18 protein-coding genes are annotated in these 16,950 nt (G+C 61.7%); 13 read left to right on the forward strand and 5 right to left on the reverse strand.

Annotated features, from left to right (window positions below):
* The first annotated feature begins 47 nt into the window (after window positions 1-47).
* Window positions 48-827: an exodeoxyribonuclease III gene (locus HDC32_RS19755; RefSeq protein WP_003195493.1), complete on the forward strand. Its 780-nt coding sequence runs from the start codon at window positions 48-50 to the stop codon at window positions 825-827.
* Window positions 828-885: 58 nt separating this feature from the next.
* Here the strand turns inward: HDC32_RS19755 and HDC32_RS19760 are convergent, their stop codons facing one another.
* Entirely contained in the window at window positions 886-1,254 is a 369-nt protein-coding gene (locus HDC32_RS19760) for a DUF4870 domain-containing protein (protein ID WP_184745200.1), read from the reverse strand.
* 22 nt (window positions 1,255-1,276) lie between these two features.
* Window positions 1,277-1,999, reverse strand: coding sequence for a ribonuclease PH (rph, locus tag HDC32_RS19765; protein WP_124411079.1), 723 nt, complete (start codon window positions 1,997-1,999; stop codon window positions 1,277-1,279).
* Window positions 2,000-2,215: 216 nt separating this feature from the next.
* On the opposite strand from rph, the gene HDC32_RS19770 reads away from it, so the two are divergent.
* From HDC32_RS19770 to HDC32_RS19795, 6 genes are all read left to right on the forward strand, one after another.
* Window positions 2,216-3,079, forward strand: a complete 864-nt coding sequence (locus HDC32_RS19770) for a YicC/YloC family endoribonuclease (protein WP_131697648.1) — start codon at window positions 2,216-2,218, stop codon at window positions 3,077-3,079.
* Between the two features lie 10 nt (window positions 3,080-3,089).
* Window positions 3,090-3,710 (forward strand): guanylate kinase, encoded by a 621-nt coding sequence (gene gmk / locus HDC32_RS19775; RefSeq protein ID WP_131697649.1) that lies wholly within the window; start codon window positions 3,090-3,092, stop codon window positions 3,708-3,710.
* Between the two features lie 167 nt (window positions 3,711-3,877).
* Entirely contained in the window at window positions 3,878-4,141 is a 264-nt protein-coding gene (rpoZ, locus tag HDC32_RS19780; RefSeq protein ID WP_017735757.1) for a DNA-directed RNA polymerase subunit omega, read from the forward strand.
* A gap of 60 nt (window positions 4,142-4,201) precedes the next feature.
* Complete coding sequence (spoT, locus tag HDC32_RS19785; protein WP_015886535.1) at window positions 4,202-6,307, forward strand: bifunctional GTP diphosphokinase/guanosine-3',5'-bis pyrophosphate 3'-pyrophosphohydrolase; 2,106 nt, start codon at window positions 4,202-4,204, stop codon at window positions 6,305-6,307.
* Window positions 6,308-6,331: 24 nt separating this feature from the next.
* Complete coding sequence (locus HDC32_RS19790; RefSeq protein WP_003176922.1) at window positions 6,332-6,712, forward strand: RidA family protein; 381 nt, start codon at window positions 6,332-6,334, stop codon at window positions 6,710-6,712.
* Between the two features lie 56 nt (window positions 6,713-6,768).
* Window positions 6,769-7,512, forward strand: a complete 744-nt coding sequence (locus HDC32_RS19795) for a hypothetical protein (protein WP_131697650.1) — start codon at window positions 6,769-6,771, stop codon at window positions 7,510-7,512.
* 64 nt (window positions 7,513-7,576) lie between these two features.
* Here HDC32_RS19795 and HDC32_RS19800 read toward each other — a convergent pair whose 3' ends face one another.
* The gene (locus tag HDC32_RS19800; protein WP_184745202.1) at window positions 7,577-8,428 is read right to left on the reverse strand and encodes an SDR family oxidoreductase; all 852 of its coding nucleotides are present in this window, start codon (window positions 8,426-8,428) and stop codon (window positions 7,577-7,579) included.
* A gap of 187 nt (window positions 8,429-8,615) precedes the next feature.
* Here HDC32_RS19800 and exbB point away from each other — a divergent pair, with 187 nt between their 5' ends.
* From exbB to HDC32_RS19830, 6 genes are all read left to right on the forward strand, one after another.
* A complete protein-coding gene (exbB, locus tag HDC32_RS19805; protein ID WP_145337415.1) occupies window positions 8,616-9,587 on the forward strand; it encodes a tonB-system energizer ExbB in 972 nt (323 codons plus the stop codon).
* 6 nt (window positions 9,588-9,593) lie between these two features.
* On the forward strand, window positions 9,594-10,019 hold the full coding sequence (exbD, locus tag HDC32_RS19810; protein ID WP_003195519.1) for a TonB system transport protein ExbD: 426 nt from the start codon (window positions 9,594-9,596) through the stop codon (window positions 10,017-10,019).
* Window positions 10,016-10,765 (forward strand): energy transducer TonB, encoded by a 750-nt coding sequence (locus HDC32_RS19815; protein WP_131697653.1) that lies wholly within the window; start codon window positions 10,016-10,018, stop codon window positions 10,763-10,765. Before exbD ends, HDC32_RS19815 begins: the two co-directional genes overlap by 4 nt.
* A 142-nt stretch (window positions 10,766-10,907) precedes the next feature.
* Complete coding sequence (locus HDC32_RS19820) at window positions 10,908-11,828, forward strand: hydrogen peroxide-inducible genes activator (RefSeq protein ID WP_015886540.1); 921 nt, start codon at window positions 10,908-10,910, stop codon at window positions 11,826-11,828.
* A gap of 8 nt (window positions 11,829-11,836) precedes the next feature.
* Complete coding sequence (recG, locus tag HDC32_RS19825; RefSeq protein WP_145337414.1) at window positions 11,837-13,912, forward strand: ATP-dependent DNA helicase RecG; 2,076 nt, start codon at window positions 11,837-11,839, stop codon at window positions 13,910-13,912.
* 77 nt (window positions 13,913-13,989) lie between these two features.
* Complete coding sequence (locus tag HDC32_RS19830; protein ID WP_145337413.1) at window positions 13,990-15,390, forward strand: aminoacyl-tRNA deacylase and HDOD domain-containing protein; 1,401 nt, start codon at window positions 13,990-13,992, stop codon at window positions 15,388-15,390.
* Between the two features lie 115 nt (window positions 15,391-15,505).
* Here the strand turns inward: HDC32_RS19830 and HDC32_RS19835 are convergent, their stop codons facing one another.
* Window positions 15,506-15,880 carry a hypothetical protein gene (locus HDC32_RS19835; RefSeq protein ID WP_058424462.1) on the reverse strand — a complete coding sequence of 125 codons (375 nt, stop codon included), beginning with the start codon at window positions 15,878-15,880 and terminating at the stop codon, window positions 15,506-15,508.
* 124 nt (window positions 15,881-16,004) lie between these two features.
* Window positions 16,005-16,928 (reverse strand): type VI secretion system-associated lipoprotein TagQ, encoded by a 924-nt coding sequence (gene tagQ, locus HDC32_RS19840; RefSeq protein WP_131697656.1) that lies wholly within the window; start codon window positions 16,926-16,928, stop codon window positions 16,005-16,007.
* Window positions 16,929-16,950 lie beyond the last annotated feature (22 nt).

Raw genomic sequence — 16,950 nt, forward strand, 5'->3', positions numbered from 1 at the left:
AGGTAGACGGCGTGTATCATACACGCACGCGATTTTTGGGGCCATTTATGCGGATCATCAGTGTGAACGTTAATGGTATTCAGGCTGCAGTCGAGCGTGGTTTGCTCAGTTGGCTGCAAGCTCAGAATGCCGACGTCATCTGCCTGCAGGACACCCGCGCCTCCGCCTTTGAACTGGACGACCCAGCCTTCCAACTGGATGGCTACTTCCTTTATGCCTGCGATGCCGAAGTGCCCACCCAAGGTGGCGTGGCTTTGTACTCGCGGTTGCAACCCAAGGCGGTCATCAGCGGCCTCGGCTTCGAGACAGCCGACCGCTACGGGCGCTACCTGCAAGCCGATTTCGACAAGGTCAGCATCGCGACCTTGCTGCTTCCTTCGGGGCAGAACGGCGATGAAGACTTGAACCAGAAGTTCAAGCTAATGGACGATTTCGCCCGTTACCTGGATAAACAGCGACGCAAACGTCGCGAGTACATTTATTGTGGCTCGCTGTACGTGGCGCAACAGAAGCTGGATATCAAGAACTGGCGCGACAGCCAGCAATCCCCAGGTTTCCTGGCGCCGGAACGGGCCTGGATGGACGAGATTGTCGGCAACATGGGCTATGTGGATGCCCTGCGCGAAGTCAGCCGCGAAGGCGACCAGTACAGCTGGTGGCCAGACAATGAACAGGCTGAGATGCTCAACCTGGGCTGGCGCTTCGACTACCAGTTGCTGACCCCTGGTCTGCGCCGGTTCGTACGCAGTGCACGTTTGCCGCGCCAGCCGCGCTTCTCGCAGCACGCGCCGCTGATCGTGGACTACGACTGGACACTGACCATCTAAGGTCTTTATCCAGGCACAAAAAAACCGACATCGCTGTCGGTTTTTTTGTGGGTGTTCATTATTTGACCAGGCGCCAGGTCCACGGGTAGCGATAGGCAGTGCCGTTGTTGGCCTTGATGCCACCGATGATCGTCAGCACCAGCGCTGCCACCACCAGGATCAACATCAGCAGAAAGCCGATCACCACGAACCCCAGCACCATGCAGACCAGCCAGGCGATGGCCACCGTGATCTGGAAATTCAGGGATTCCTTGCCCTGATCATCGATAAGCGGGTCCATATCCTTCTTGATCTGCCACACGATCAGCGGCCCCAACAGGCTGCCGAAGGGGAATACCAACCCCAGGAACGCCGCGAAGTGACACAACATCGCCCACTGGCGAACTTCCTTGGTCGGTGCCGGAACCGGCAATTGACTGTCACTCATGGCGCTTCTCCTTGAAGCCGGCTTAGTCAGCCAGTGCGGCGTTCTGCAGTTCGAAGATCTCAGTCATGCCTTTCTGGGCGAGGGCCAGCATGGCGTTCAGCTCGGCCGGCTGGAATGGCGCACCTTCGGCGGTGCCCTGCACTTCGATGAAACCACCGGTGCTGGTCATCACTACGTTCAGATCTGTCTCGGCAGCCGAGTCTTCCAGGTAATCCAGGTCCAGCACCGGCTCGCCCTGGTACATGCCCACCGATACGGCGGCGATCATCTGCTTCAGCGGGTCGCCGCCTTTCAGGCCGCCACGCTTCTTGATGACTTTAAGCGCGTCAACCAGCGCCACCATGGCGCCGGTGATGGACGCAGTACGCGTACCGCCATCGGCCTGGATCACGTCGCAGTCGACGTAGAGGGTCACGTCGCCCAGCTTGGTCATATCCAGGGCCGCGCGCAGGGAACGTCCGATCAGGCGCTGGATTTCCAGGGTGCGGCCGCCTTGCTTGCCACGGCTGGCTTCACGCTGGTTACGTTCGCCGGTGGCGCGCGGCAGCATGCCGTATTCGGCGGTCAACCAACCCTGGCCCTGGCCTTTAAGGAAACGCGGCACGCCATTTTCAACGCTGACGGTGCAGATAACCTTGGTATCGCCAAACTCGACCAGTACGGATCCCTCGGCGTGTTTGGTGTAGTTGCGGGTGATGCGGATCGAGCGGAGCTGATCGGCAGCGCGACCACTTGGACGTTTCATAGGGGATACCTGTACAGAGGACGAAAAACTGCCGAGCATTATAGAGCCGCGAGTCGATTCGGGGCACTGCTAAAAATCTGGTTACGAATGGTCAGCCTATCGCCCATTGCTTGGGCGCACTCGCCCCACTGCGCTACAATCCCGCGCCTTCGCAGCCTGTCGGCTTCAATTTACCCATCAGCCCGCTTTCGCGGGACTGCATCGCGAGGTACCTCCATGGTGCACAGCATGACCGCCTTCGCCCGCGTCGAAAAAGCCGGCGCCCAAGGCACCCTGAGCTGGGAGCTGCGCTCGGTCAACAGCCGCTACCTGGAGCCGCACCTGCGCCTGCCGGAATCCTTCCGTGACCTCGAAGGCGCCGTGCGTGAGGCACTGCGCCAGGGTATCTCCCGCGGCAAGCTGGAATGCACCCTGCGTTTTACCGAAGAAACCACCGGCAAGCCGCTGCAGGTGGATCGCGAACGCGCTGCGCAACTGGTCGCTGCCGCCGAAACCATCGCCGGCCTGATCAAGCAACCCGCTGCGCTGAACCCTCTGGAAGTGCTGGCCTGGCCCGGCGTTCTGGTGGCTGACGCCACCGATCCGCAAGCCCTCAATGCCGAAGCCCTCGCCCTGTTCACCCAGGGCCTGAAGGAACTTAAGGCCGGCCGCGAGCGCGAAGGCGCCGAACTGGCCCGCCTGATCAACGAGCGCCTGACCTCGATCGAGGAAGACGTGGTGATCCTGCGCGAGCTGGTGCCGCAGATGCTTGCAACCCAGCGCCAGAAGGTCCTCGACCGCTTCACCGACATGAAGGCCGACCTCGACCCTGTGCGCCTGGAACAGGAAATGGTCCTGCTGGCACAAAAGAGCGACGTCGCCGAAGAGCTCGACCGCCTGAGCACCCACATTCTTGAAGTGCGCCGCGTACTCAAGTCCGGCGGCGCCGCCGGTCGGCGCCTGGACTTCCTGATGCAGGAACTCAACCGCGAAGCCAATACACTGGGCTCCAAGGCTTTCGATCCGCGCAGCACCACGGCTGCGGTCAACCTCAAGGTGTTGATCGAGCAGATGCGCGAACAAGTACAGAATATTGAGTAAGGCAACCTCCATGACCCACAGCACCGGTACCCTTTACATCATTTCCGCCCCTTCGGGCGCGGGCAAAAGCAGCCTGGTCAAGGCGCTGACCGACACCAACGATCAGATCCGTATTTCGGTGTCCCACACCACCCGCGCCATGCGCCCGGGCGAGGTGAACGGCGTGCACTATCACTTCGTCGAGCGCACCGAGTTCGTCAAGATGATCGAGCATGGCGACTTCCTGGAGCGCGCCGAGGTGTTCGGCAACCTCTACGGCACCTCGCAAAGCCACCTGCAGCAGACCCTGGACGAAGGCCACGACCTGATCCTGGAAATCGACTGGCAGGGCGCCGAGCAAGTGCGCCAGCTGATGCCCAAGGCGCGCTCGATCTTCATCCTGCCGCCATCGCTCGAAGCCTTGCACCAGCGCCTGACCAACCGTGGCCAGGACAGCGACGAGATCATCGAAGGCCGCATGCGGGAAGCTGTCAGCGAAATGAGCCACTATGTCGACTACGACTACCTGATCATTAACGACGATTTTTCCCACGCGCTGGATGACCTGAAGGCGATTTTCCGCGCCAATCAGCTCCAGCAGAAGCGTCAACAGCAGCGTTTCGGCAAATTACTCGCCGAATTGCTCGGCTGATTGGCCCTTCCCAAAACCGCTGTAAGGGCTTTACATTGGCGCTTGCAGCGGTTTTGCGAGGGCCTGCGAAAAATCAGCGCTTCCCTAAACGCTGGTGATTTTTTAAACTGCTCAGTCCGCTCGCCCAACCGGGCAGCGCGCATCTTGCATTCGCTCCGAGGAATATCATGGCCCGCGTAACCGTTGAAGACTGCCTAGACCACGTGGCAAACCGCTTTGAGCTGGTCATGCTCTCTACCAAGCGTGCCCGTCAACTGGCCACTGGCGGCAAAGAGCCCCTGGTCCAGTGGGAAAACGACAAGCCTACCGTTGTAGCCCTGCGTGAAATCGCTGAAGGCCTGATGAGCTACGAGTTCATCGCCAACGCTGAAATCGTTGAAGACGAACCGCTGTTTGCAGCGTTCGAGGACGAGTCCAACGAGGCCGTCTAAGCCTATGCCTGGTCGACGTAGCACGGCGCGGGGTCACAGCCTTCGGCAGGAGTTCACACTTTGCCGAGCATAGACGCCCTCGCCGATCGCTTATCGACCTACCTCGGCCCCGACCAGGTCAACCTGGTCCGCCGAGCGTATTTCTACGCCGAACAAGCCCACGACGGCCAACGCCGCCGAAGCGGTGAGGCGTACGTCACCCATCCTCTTGCGGTGGCAAATATTCTCGCCGACATGCACATGGACCATCAGAGCCTGATGGCCGCGATGCTGCATGACGTGATCGAAGACACCGGTATTGCCAAGGAAGCGCTCAGTGCGCAATTTGGCGAAACCGTGGCCGAACTGGTCGACGGGGTCAGCAAACTGACCCAGATGAACTTCGAGACCAAGGCCGAAGCCCAGGCGGAAAACTTCCAGAAAATGGCCATGGCCATGGCCCGGGACATCCGGGTGATCCTGGTAAAGCTGGCCGACCGGCTGCACAACATGCGTACGCTGGAAGTGCTGTCCGGCGAAAAACGCCGGCGCATCGCCAAGGAAACCCTGGAAATCTACGCGCCCATCGCCAACCGGCTGGGCATGCACGCCATTCGTATCGAGTTCGAAGACCTCGGCTTCAAGGCCATGCACCCGATGCGCTCGGCGCGTATCTACCAGGCGGTCAAGCGCGCCCGGGGCAATCGCAAGGAAATCGTCAACAAGATCGAAGAATCCCTGAGCCATTGCCTGGCGATCGACGAGATCGAGGGCGAGGTCAGCGGCCGGCAAAAACACATCTACGGCATCTACAAGAAGATGCGCGGCAAGCGCCGGGCCTTCAACGAGATCATGGACGTGTACGCGTTCCGCATCATCGTGGACAAGGTCGATACCTGCTACCGCGTGCTGGGCGCTGTACATAATCTGTACAAACCCCTGCCGGGGCGCTTCAAGGACTACATTGCCATCCCCAAGGCCAACGGCTATCAATCGCTGCATACCACGCTGTTCGGTATGCACGGGGTGCCGATCGAGATCCAGATCCGCACCCGCGAAATGGAAGAGATGGCCAACAACGGCATCGCCGCCCATTGGCTATACAAATCCAGCGGCGACGAGCAACCCAAAGGCACCCATGCCCGTGCCCGCCAGTGGGTCAAGGGCGTGCTGGAAATGCAGCAACGTGCCGGCAACTCCCTGGAATTTATCGAAAGCGTGAAGATCGACCTGTTCCCGGACGAGGTCTACGTGTTCACGCCCAAAGGCCGGATCATGGAGCTGCCCAAAGGCTCCACCGCGGTCGACTTTGCCTACGCGGTGCACACCGACGTCGGCAACAGCTGCATTGCCTGCCGGATCAACCGTCGTCTCGCGCCCCTGTCGGAACCGCTGCAAAGCGGCTCCACTGTGGAGATCGTCAGCGCACCGGGCGCGCGCCCGAACCCGGCGTGGCTGAACTTCGTAGTTACCGGCAAGGCGCGCACACACATCCGCCACGCGCTGAAACTGCAGCGCCGCTCCGAGTCCATCAGCCTGGGCGAGCGCCTGCTGAACAAAGTACTCAACGGTTTCGACAGTGCCTTGGACAAGATTCCGCAGGAGCGCGTGCAAGCGATGCTCCACGAGTACCGCCAGGAAACCATCGAAGACCTGCTGGAAGATATCGGCCTGGGCAACCGCATGGCCTATGTGGTCGCCCGCCGTCTGCTGGGTGAAGGCGAACAACTGCCAAGCCCGGAAGGCCCGCTGGCGATTCGCGGCACCGAGGGCCTGGTGCTCAGCTACGCCAAATGCTGCACGCCGATCCCTGGCGACCCGATTGTCGGCCACCTGTCGGCTGGCAAGGGCATGGTCGTTCACCTCGACAACTGCCGCAACATCACCGAAATCCGTCACAACCCGGAAAAATGCATCCAGCTCTCGTGGGCCAAGGATGTCACCGGCGAATTCAACGTCGAGCTGCGCGTTGAGCTGGAACACCAGCGCGGTCTGATCGCCCTGCTGGCCAGCAGCGTCAACGCGGCCGACGGCAATATCGAGAAAATCAGCATGGACGAGCGCGATGGTCGCATCAGCGTGGTCCAGCTGGTGGTCAGCGTGCATGACCGCGTGCACCTGGCCCGCGTGATCAAGAAACTGCGCGCCTTGACCGGTGTGATCCGCATTACCCGCATGCGTGCGTAGCCCATCCATTACAAGGAGTCATTCATGACCAAGACCGTTATCACCAGCGACAAGGCCCCAGCCGCCATCGGTACTTACTCCCAGGCTATCAAGGCGGGCAACACCGTCTACATGTCCGGCCAGATCCCGCTGGACCCAAAGACCATGGAACTGGTGGAAGGCTTCGAAGCCCAGACCGTACAGGTCTTCGAAAACCTCAAGTCCGTGGCCGAAGCTGCCGGCGGCTCGTTCAAGGACATCGTCAAGCTGAACATCTTCCTCACCGACCTGAGCCACTTCGCCAAGGTTAACGAGATCATGGGCAAGTACTTCGAACAACCTTACCCAGCCCGTGCCGCCATTGGCGTTGCAGCCCTGCCAAAGGGCGCGCAGGTTGAGATGGACGCAATTCTGGTCATCGAGTAAAACACCCGGCGCAGCCTCCACAGGCTGCGCCGACTTCGTTTTAAAAGGATTTCATGATGCGCAAAGCGCTTGTAGCCTCTTCGTTGCTCGCCCTGCTCCTCGGCGGCTGTGCCAGCAACCCTGCCGATCTGGATGTGAGCGGCACCTGGATCAACCAGGTCGCCATCGATGCGGCAGCCAAAGGCGGCCCTTTGCGTGAATCGTTGCAAAGCTATGGTCCGAACCTCGAATGGGAGGTCAACCCCAAGGCCTCGCAGGCGCGCTACTACAACGGCTTTGAAGTGGCCGAAGGCAAGTTGCTGGGCGAGAAATCCGGTGCCTGGAGCGTGGATTTTTACGGCAGCTCCGCCACCGAACTCAAGCGCAAAGGCAAGCAACTGCTGCAGTCCGCCAACGACAATGAGCCCGAGCAACTGTTCGCCCGCGCCAAGGACCCTGCACCGGAAGGTGCGCCACTGGGTGCCAACTTCGAACGCGCACTCTACGCAGCCTATATGGGCGGCGACTGGAAGATCACCGACGGCTTCGGCAACGGCGCCACTGTCCAGTTCCAGCCTGACGGCAAGGTCGCCGGTTTGCCCAATGCTGATCGGTACTCACTGTGCCTGGCCGGCGATTGCGCCTCCATGAGCGGTGGCTACGACAGCATGTGGCTGCAACTCAACGGCGTGGGCAACCCCTGGATCTTCGTGCGCAAGGGCAAGCAGCTGGAGATCTTCCAGGCGGTCAACACCGCACAGGCGGACGAAGTGCCTTCGTTTACGCCGGGTCCTCGCCAATGGCTGCTTGAAAAACAATAGCAGTCATCAACCAGCTCCAAATGTGGGAGGGGGTTTGCCCCCTCCCACATTTTTAAACCGCATTTCAGCCTTTAAGAATGGCTGCATACCCTTCGCGGTAGGTCGCATACGTGGGTGTCCACCCCAGCGCCTTTATGCGGGCATTGCTGCATTGCTTGCTGCCGGCACGCCGCACACTGGCGTCCTCGGACCACTCAGTTACGCCCAGGTAATCACGCAACCAGGCCACCACCTCCGCCAAAGGCGCCGGTGCGTCGTCGACGCCGATATAGACCTTATCCAGCGAACCGCCCTGCTCCACGTGGCGTAGCAAAAATGCCAGCAAGCCCGCCGCATCATCGGCGTGTATACGGTTGCCGTATAAAGGTGGATCAAGCGCTACACGGTACCCCTGGCGCACCTGGGTCAGCAGCCATTCGCGACCAGGACCGTAAATACCGGTCAGCCGCACGACGCTCGCGGGAATGCCACTGTTAAGTGCCACCTGCTCGGCCTCCAGCATGACTTGCCCGGAATAACCTTTGGCCTGGGTTTCGGAGGCTTCATCGACCCACTCCCCATTCTGCTGCCCGTATACGCTGCTGCTGGACACAAACAGCAGGTGCTTGGGCTCCTGGCCGTAATCCTTCAGCCACTCCAGCACATGCTGCAACCCTTGCACGTAAGCGGCGCGATAACCGGCCTCATCGTGGTCGGTCGCGGCGGCGCAGTACACCAGGTAATCCACCCCGCCGATCGGCCAGGTGTCAGGACAATCCTTGTTGAACAGGTCGCCGGCAATGCCGATCACGCCATCGGGAAGGCGTGAAATATCGCGCCGCAGGCCATAAACCTCCCATTCCGAGGCGAGCAATTGGCTAGCCAACCGACTACCCACATCGCCACAACCGGCAATCACAACAGAAGGCACAGACATCACAAAACTCCGCTCTTAAAGGTCTAGATTAGCCCTCGCAGATGACCGACGGCCAGAAAAAGGGCAAATAAAGTTACTGTATTACTTCTGTTAACAAGAATTACTTGCAATAATAACCGCCCATTTGTCCTCGACCCCTTGGGTCTGGAAGGACGATCACTCATTTTTTCTCTCAGGTCCGGCCAGCATGACACGTAATACAACCCCCGCTTCGCCAACCAAGCCTCACAGCCCATCCCGCGCCTGGCGTGCGATTGCTGCGCTGCTGTTCAGCGTACTGCTGGCACCGACCGCCGCATTCGCTGACGCCACCGCACCCGCCACTCCGGCTGCCACCGAGCAGAATGCCGCCACCCCGGCCGCTCCCGTCGCAGCCCCAGCCCCTACTGACACTGCCGCTCCTGCCGCGGCCGATGACACCGGTGTAGTGCTGGAAGAAGACAACACCCTGGGCATGGCTCACGACCTGTCGCCATGGGGCATGTACCAGAATGCTGACGTGGTGGTAAAAGCCGTGATGATCGGCCTGGCCATCGCCTCGATCATTACCTGGACCATCTGGATCGCCAAGGGTTTCGAGCTGCTGGGCGCCAAGCGCCGTCTGCGCACTGAAATCGTCCACCTGAAAAAGGCCACCACCCTCAAGGAAGCCAGCGAAAGCGCGACCAAGAAAGGCACCCTGGCCAACACCCTGGTACACGACGCGCTGGAAGAAATGCGCCTGTCGGCCAACGCCCGCGAAAAAGAAGGCATCAAGGAGCGCGTGGCTTTCCGCCTGGAGCGTCTTGTTGCAGCCTGCGGCCGTAACATGAGCAGCGGCACCGGCGTACTGGCGACCATTGGTTCCACCGCGCCGTTCGTCGGCCTGTTCGGTACCGTCTGGGGCATCATGAACAGCTTCATCGGCATCGCCAAAACCCAGACCACCAACCTCGCCGTCGTTGCCCCCGGCATCGCCGAAGCCCTGCTGGCAACCGCCCTGGGCCTGGTCGCCGCGATTCCTGCGGTAGTGATCTACAACGTCTTCGCCCGTTCGATTGCCGGCTACAAGGCCCAGGTATCGGACGCGTCGGCAGAAGTCCTGCTGCTGGTCAGCCGCGACCTCGATCACCTGCCTACCGAGCGCAGCTCGCAACCGCACATGGTGAAAGTGGGGTAATCGGCCATGGGCCTGCATTTGAATCAAGGCGACGACGAACTCGTCGAGAACCACGAAATCAACGTCACACCGTTTATCGACGTGATGCTGGTGCTGTTGATCATCTTCATGGTGGCCGCACCGTTGGCCACCGTGGATATCAAGGTTGACCTGCCCGCCTCCAGCGCCAAGCCTGCGCCGCGGCCGGAGAAACCGATCTTCCTCAGCGTCAAGGCGGATCAACGCCTGTTCCTGGGCGAAGAAGAAGTCAAAGCCGAAACCCTGGGGCCGGTGCTCGATGCCAAGACCCAAGGCAAGAAGGACACGACGATCTTCTTCCAGGCCGACAAGGGCGTGGACTACGGTGACCTGATGAGCGTGATGGATGCCCTGCGGGCAGCCGGCTACCTCAAGGTCGGCCTGGTCGGACTTGAGACGGCAGCCAAGAAATGATCACGACGCGCCACAAACTGACGCGTTATGGCACCAGCCTCGCCGTCGTGCTGGGCGTGCATGCCGTCGCGATTGCCATCGCGCTCCACTGGTCGGCGCCGCGCACGGTGCAGTTGCCGCCGGCAGCCATGGTCATCGACCTCGCGCCGATGCCTGCACCACCACCGCCAGCGCCGCCAAAAGTGGTAACGCCACCGCAGCCGCCTGCACCGGTGGAAGAGCTGCCCCTGCCAAAACTGGCTGAGGCACCCAAGCCAACGATCCAGGTGCCCAAACCGGTCAAGCCAAAGCCAAAGCCGCAACCGCCAAAGCCGGTGGAGAAAAAGATCGAGCCGCCCAAGGAGAAACCCTCCGAGGAACCGCCGAGCGATGCTCCGCCGACCAAAGCACCGGCTGAAAAATCGGCCCAGCCGGCTCCCGGCCCATCGCCGCAGCAGATCGCCGCCAAAGCGTCCTGGGAAGGCGCCCTGCTGGCACACTTGCAGAAGTACAAGAAGTACCCGCCAGGTGCCCAGGCCCGTGGCAAGGAAGGCCTGAACCGCCTGAAGTTCGTCGTGGATGCCGACGGTAACGTGCTGTCCTACGAGTTGGTGGGCCGTTCCGGCAACGCCGACCTGGACCGCGCCACCCTGGACATGATCCGTCGTGCCCAGCCGCTGCCCAAGCCGCCGGCCGATATGCTCAAAGGCGGCAGCATCGAGATCGTTGCACCGTTCGTGTACAACATCGAAAAACGTCGTCGCTGAAAATGAAGGTGACGAGGGACACCCCTCGCCACTCTCAGCAAAATCCCGCGCATTCCCCCCTCAATCCCCAGCAAAGTTCTGATAACGTGCGTCTATCGATTGCAGCCGGTATGCTTGGCCCGCAACCTCATGGACGCCCGCTATGACTCTCACAGAATTACGCTACATCGTTACACTCGCCCAAGAGCAACACTTTGGCCACGCAGCCGAGCGTTGCCACGTCAGCCAGCCGACGCTGTCGGTGGGCGTGAAAAAGCTTGAAGACGAACTCGGTGTGCTGATTTTCGAGCGCAGCAAAAGCGCCGTGCGCCTTACCCCGGTGGGCGAAGGCATCGTTGCCCAGGCCCAGAAGGTGCTCGAGCAAGCCCAGAGCATTCGTGAACTGGCCCAGGCGGGCAAGAACCAGCTGACCGCGCCGCTGAAAGTCGGCGCCATCTATACCGTCGGCCCATACCTGTTCCCGCACCTGATCCCGCAACTGCACCGCGTCGCACCGCAGATGCCGTTGTATATCGAAGAAAACTTCACCCACGTGCTGCGCGACAAACTGCGCAACGGCGAGCTGGACGCGATCATCATCGCCCTGCCGTTCAACGAAGCGGATGTGTTGACGCTGCCGCTCTACGACGAGCCGTTCTACGTGCTGATGCCCGCCTCCCACCCGTGGACGCAGAAAGACACCATCGACGCCGGCCTGCTCAACGACAAGAGCCTGCTGCTGCTCGGCGAAGGCCACTGCTTCCGCGACCAGGTGCTGGAAGCCTGCCCGACCCTGACCAAAGGCAACGACGGCGCCAAACACACCACCGTGGAATCCAGCTCCCTGGAAACCATTCGCCATATGGTCGCCTCTGGCCTGGGCATCTCGATCCTGCCGCTTTCGGCAGTGGACAGCCATCACTACGCCCCTGGTGTGATCGAAGTGCGTCCACTCACGCCACCGGTGCCGTTCCGCACCGTGGCGATCGCCTGGCGCGCCAGCTTCCCACGGCCCAAAGCGATTGAGATCCTCGCCGACTCGATCCGCCTGTGTTCGGTGGCCAAGCCGCCTGCTGCGAGCTAAGTAAACGTATGACTGAGCTGTCGCAGGTGTCGGTGACGGCACTCAAGGGTGTCGGTGAAGCCATGGCCGAGAAACTGGCCAAGGTCGGTCTGGAAAACCTCCAGGACGTGCTGTTTCACCTGCCCTTGCGTTATCAGGATCGCACCCGCGTGGTGCCCATCGGCCAACTGCGTCCGGGGCAGGATGCGGTGGTCGAAGGCACCGTCAGCGGCGCCGACGTGGTGATGGGCAAGCGCCGCAGCCTGGTGGTGCGCCTGCAGGACGGCACCGGTGGCCTGAGCCTGCGCTTCTACCATTTCAGCAATGCGCAGAAGGAAGGCCTCAAGCGTGGCACCCGCGTGCGCTGCTACGGCGAAGCGCGCCCCGGCGCCTCAGGCCTGGAGATCTACCATCCGGAGTACCGCGCCATTACCGGCGATGAACCGCCACCGGTGGACACCACCCTCACGCCGATCTACCCGCTCACCGAAGGCCTGACCCAACAGCGCCTGCGCCAGTTGTGCATGCAGACCCTGAGCATGCTTGGCCCACAGAGCCTGCCCGACTGGCTGCCCCTGGAACTGGCCCGCGACTACCAACTGGCGCCGCTGGCCGATGCGATCCGCTACCTGCATCACCCACCCGCGGATGCCGATGTCGACGAGCTGGCCCTCGGTCATCACTGGGCCCAGCACCGCCTGGCGTTCGAAGAACTGCTGACTCACCAACTGTCCCAGCAACGCCTGCGCGAAAGCATGCGCTCCCTGCGTGCGCCGGCCATGCCCAAGGCCACGCGCCTGCCGGCGCAATACCTGGCCAACCTCGGCTTTGCGCCGACGGGCGCCCAGCAACGCGTGGGCAATGAAATCGCCTACGACCTCAGCCAGCACGAGCCGATGCTGCGCCTGATCCAGGGCGACGTAGGCGCGGGCAAAACCGTAGTCGCGGCCCTCGCCGCCCTGCAAGCCTTGGAAGCCGGTTACCAGGTGGCGCTGATGGCGCCTACCGAGATCCTCGCCGAGCAGCACTTCATCACGTTCAAGCGATGGCTCGAGCCCCTGGGCCTGGAAGTCGCATGGCTGGCCGGCAAGCTCAAGGGCAAGACGCGTGCAGCGGCGCTGGAGCAGATCGCCGGCGGCGCACCGATGGTGGTGGGCACCCATGCGCTGTTCCAGGACGAAGTCCAGTTCAAGAACCTGGCCCTGGTGATCATCGACGAACAGCACCGCTTCGGCGTGCAGCAGCGCCTGGCCCTGCGCCAGAAAGGCGTGGGCGGGCGCATGAACCCGCATCAGCTGATCATGACCGCCACCCCGATCCCGCGCACCCTGGCCATGAGCGCCTACGCCGACCTCGACACCTCGATCCTCGACGAACTGCCCCCCGGCCGCACACCGGTCAACACCGTACTGGTCACCGATACGCGCCGGGTCGAAGTGATCGAACGGGTACGCGGCGCCTGCGCCGAAGGCCGTCAGGCGTACTGGGTGTGCACGCTGATCGAAGAGTCCGAGGAGCTGACCTGCCAGGCCGCCGAGACCACCTATGAAGACCTCACCAGCGCCTTGGGCGAACTCAAGGTCGGGCTGATCCACGGGCGCATGAAGCCTGTGGAAAAGGCGGCGGTGATGGCTGAATTCAAGGCCGGCAACCTGCAACTGCTGGTCGCTACCACCGTGATTGAAGTGGGCGTGGACGTGCCCAACGCCAGCCTGATGATCATCGAAAACCCCGAGCGCCTGGGCCTGGCGCAATTGCACCAACTGCGCGGTCGCGTCGGCCGGGGCAGCGCCGCCAGCCACTGCGTGCTGCTCTACCACCCGCCGCTGTCGCAGATCGGCCGCCAGCGCCTGGGGATCATGCGCGAAACCAACGACGGTTTTGTCATCGCCGAAAAAGACCTCGAGCTGCGCGGCCCGGGTGAAATGCTCGGTACCCGCCAGACCGGCCTGTTGCAATTCAAGGTCGCCGACCTGATGCGCGACGCCGACCTGCTGCCCGCCGTGCGCGACGCGGCGCAAGCACTGCTGGAGCGTTGGCCGGATCACGTCAGCCCGCTGCTGGATCGCTGGCTTCGTCATGGGCAGCAATACGGCCAAGTGTGACGCTTGGCGCACTTATCCGACCTACAGTTGTATCAAGCTGGTTATACTTCGGTGAATGTAGGAAATTGGATCAGGCCATGTCAGAAGTTGCCCTCGCCACAGCCCCACTGACCGCACCGCCGGTCATTCGGGCTTTGCTCGCAAAACTCGCCATCAGCTACACGGAAGTCATCGAACATCCGGGCCTGAATCCTGCGCAAAAAGTCCAGGTCGTATTGCTGGAAGACGCGGTGGGCGCCCTGATGGTGCTGTTCCCGCAGAGCCAGCTGCTGGACCTCAACCGCCTCACCGAACTCACGGGTCGCCGCCTTACGGCCGTGGCGCCGGATCGCGTCGCGCGCATGCTGGGCAAGCACGACCTGAGCCTGCTGCCGGGGCTGCCGGCACTCACCAGTTCGCCGTGCCTGTACGAAGGCAGCCTGCTCAATGAACCGAGCCTGCTGGTGCATTCGGGTGAAGCCGGGCTGCTGCTGGAAATCGCCAGCGACGCCTTCAAGACCATGCTCACCAAGGCCAGCGCCGCCCAGTTCGGTGAGCCACTGAGCAATATCCGCCCGAACCTCGACCGCCCCAATGATGACCGTGAGGAAATCACCCAGGCGATGCAGGCGTTCACCGCCCGTCGCATCCAGCAACGCCTGGAAGCGACCATCGAGATTCCCCCGCTGGCCGACACCGCACAGAAGATCATCAAGCTGCGCGTCGACCCCAATGCCACCATCGACGACATCACCAGCGTGGTCGAAACCGATCCGGCCCTGGCCGCCCAAGTGGTGAGCTGGGCCGCGTCGCCTTATTACGCATCGCCGGGCAAGATCCGCTCGGTGGAAGACGCCATCGTGCGCGTGCTGGGTTTTGACCTGGTGATCAACCTCGCACTGGGCCTGGCCCTGGGCAAGACCTTGAGCCTGCCCAAGGACCACCCGCACCAGGCCACGCCGTACTGGCACCAGTCCATCTACACCGCCGCCGTGATCGAGGGCCTGACCCGCGCCATGCCCCGCGCCCAGCGCCCGGAAGCCGGCCTGACCTACCTCGCCGGCCTGCTGCACAACTTCGGCTACCTGCTGCTGGCCCATGTGTTCCCGCCGCACTTCTCGCTGATCTGCCGCCACCTGGAGGTCAACCCGCACCTGTGCCACAGCTATGTGGAGCAACACTTGCTGGGCATCAGCCGCGAGCAGATCGGCGCCTGGCTGATGCGCTACTGGGACATGCCGGACGAACTGTCCACCGCCCTGCGCTTCCAGCACGATCCGACCTACGATGGGCAATACGCCGAGTACCCGAACCTGGTGTGTCTGGCCGTGCGCCTGTTGCGCAGCCGGGGGATTGGCTCCGGGCCGGATGAGACCATCCCGGACGAACTGCTCGAGCGTCTGGGGCTGACGCGTGACAAGGCAGAGGAAGTGGTCTCCAAAGTGCTGGATGCCGAGGTGCTGTTGCGCGAATTGGCCTCGCAGTTCAGCCAGGGCTGAATCTGGCGCCTATCAGATAGCTATCGGGGGCAAGCCCCCTCCCACACTTGGAATGCATTCGAAGTGTGGGAGGAGGCTTGCCCCCGATGAATCCAACTCGATCTACCTGAAAGCCCTACTTCTTTTTCTTCGGTTTCAAATACTTGGTCAACCCCTGGAACCAGATCACCAGCGCCGGGTTGCCCTTGATCTGGATCGACTTGTCCTGAATCCCCGTCATGAACGCCAATTGCTTGTTCTTCGCCTGCATCGTGGCGAAGCCGTAGGCGGCATCCTTGAACGCGATGGCAAACGCCGGCGTCGGGTGGACACCCGAGCGGCTGGTGATGCGTTGGTCTTTGACGATGAAGTGACGGGCAACCTTGCCGTCGAGGGTCTGCAACTGGAACGCCAGGTCTTTGTCACCCAACTGTTGCTGGAAGGCAGGATTGGTGCGGCTGGCTTTGCCCATCATCAGGCCCAGCACCCACAGGAGAAGACGAAATTTCATGCACACGGCCTCGGTGTAATTATTGAGTGGCCGCAGCAGTTTAACGAATTGCAAAAAGAACGCTACCGATCTTGCGCATTAGCGGAAGATCGGCTGGCGTTTGACGCTTATAGCAGCATGTTACTTAAACGTTAGGGCATGGCACCGGCGCCCAGTCGGCCAGGTTTGGATCGCGGCAAGTGCCTTCGATCTGCGCTTTACCGGCGCTGGCGACCTGCTTGCTTTCAGCCTGCTTGGCCTGCACGGTCTGGATGCTCTTTTCGGTAGTCACTGCTTCTTGAGGCACGACTGGCAGCACTTTCTTTTTCGCCGGCTTGACGGCTTTCTTGCCTTTGGCCGGCGGGGTAGCGGGTGCGGTGTCGGCGGTGGCCACGGTGACCACGTCGTTACGCTGCACGCCAACCTGCTGCAGGTCTTTCTCGTAGGCCTGGGTGTAGTTGTTCAGGTCTTCGGCGGCTTTGCCGTTGACCGCAACGATCAGGTCATTGGATTCCTTCAGGCCCGAGACGATTTCCGCCAGGCGCTTGCGGCCTTCGGTGTCGTTGACGGTCTTGGCTTTGCGATCACTCACCAACTTGGTGAATGCGCTCTGGTAGCACTGCTGGGACGCCTTGGCGTACGCGGTGCTGCGGTCGATGTCGGAAGCGCTTTTGTTCACGTCAGCCGCATACGAGGCGATGCGCTGGTTGTCATCGGCGATCTGCTTCTGACGCTCGGTGTAGTAACCCGCTGCGCCGCCGGCCAGGGCACCGCCCGCTGCGCCGATGGCGGCGTTACGGCCGCGTTTTTCCTTGTCGCCGGTCAGGGCGCCCAGCAATGCACCGCCGGCCGCGCCGATGGCTGCACCGGTGACCACCGACTTGGTCATGTTCGAGTCGGTGGCGCGCAAGTGCTGCACCGGCTCGTAGCAGTTGGGGTAGTACTCGACCTTGGTGCTGGACGCGACCTTGGAGGCCGGCGACGTGGCGCAGCCTGTCAACACGGTGCTGAAGCCAGCGGCAATCAGCAAAAGATGACGCTTGGAAACCGCCTTACGGGAAAAAAGCATAGGTTGTGTTCTCTTCTAAGTT

Origin of the sequence: Pseudomonas sp. JAI120, assembly GCF_014207255.1 — a bacterium.
GTDB lineage: Bacteria > Pseudomonadota > Gammaproteobacteria > Pseudomonadales > Pseudomonadaceae > Aquipseudomonas.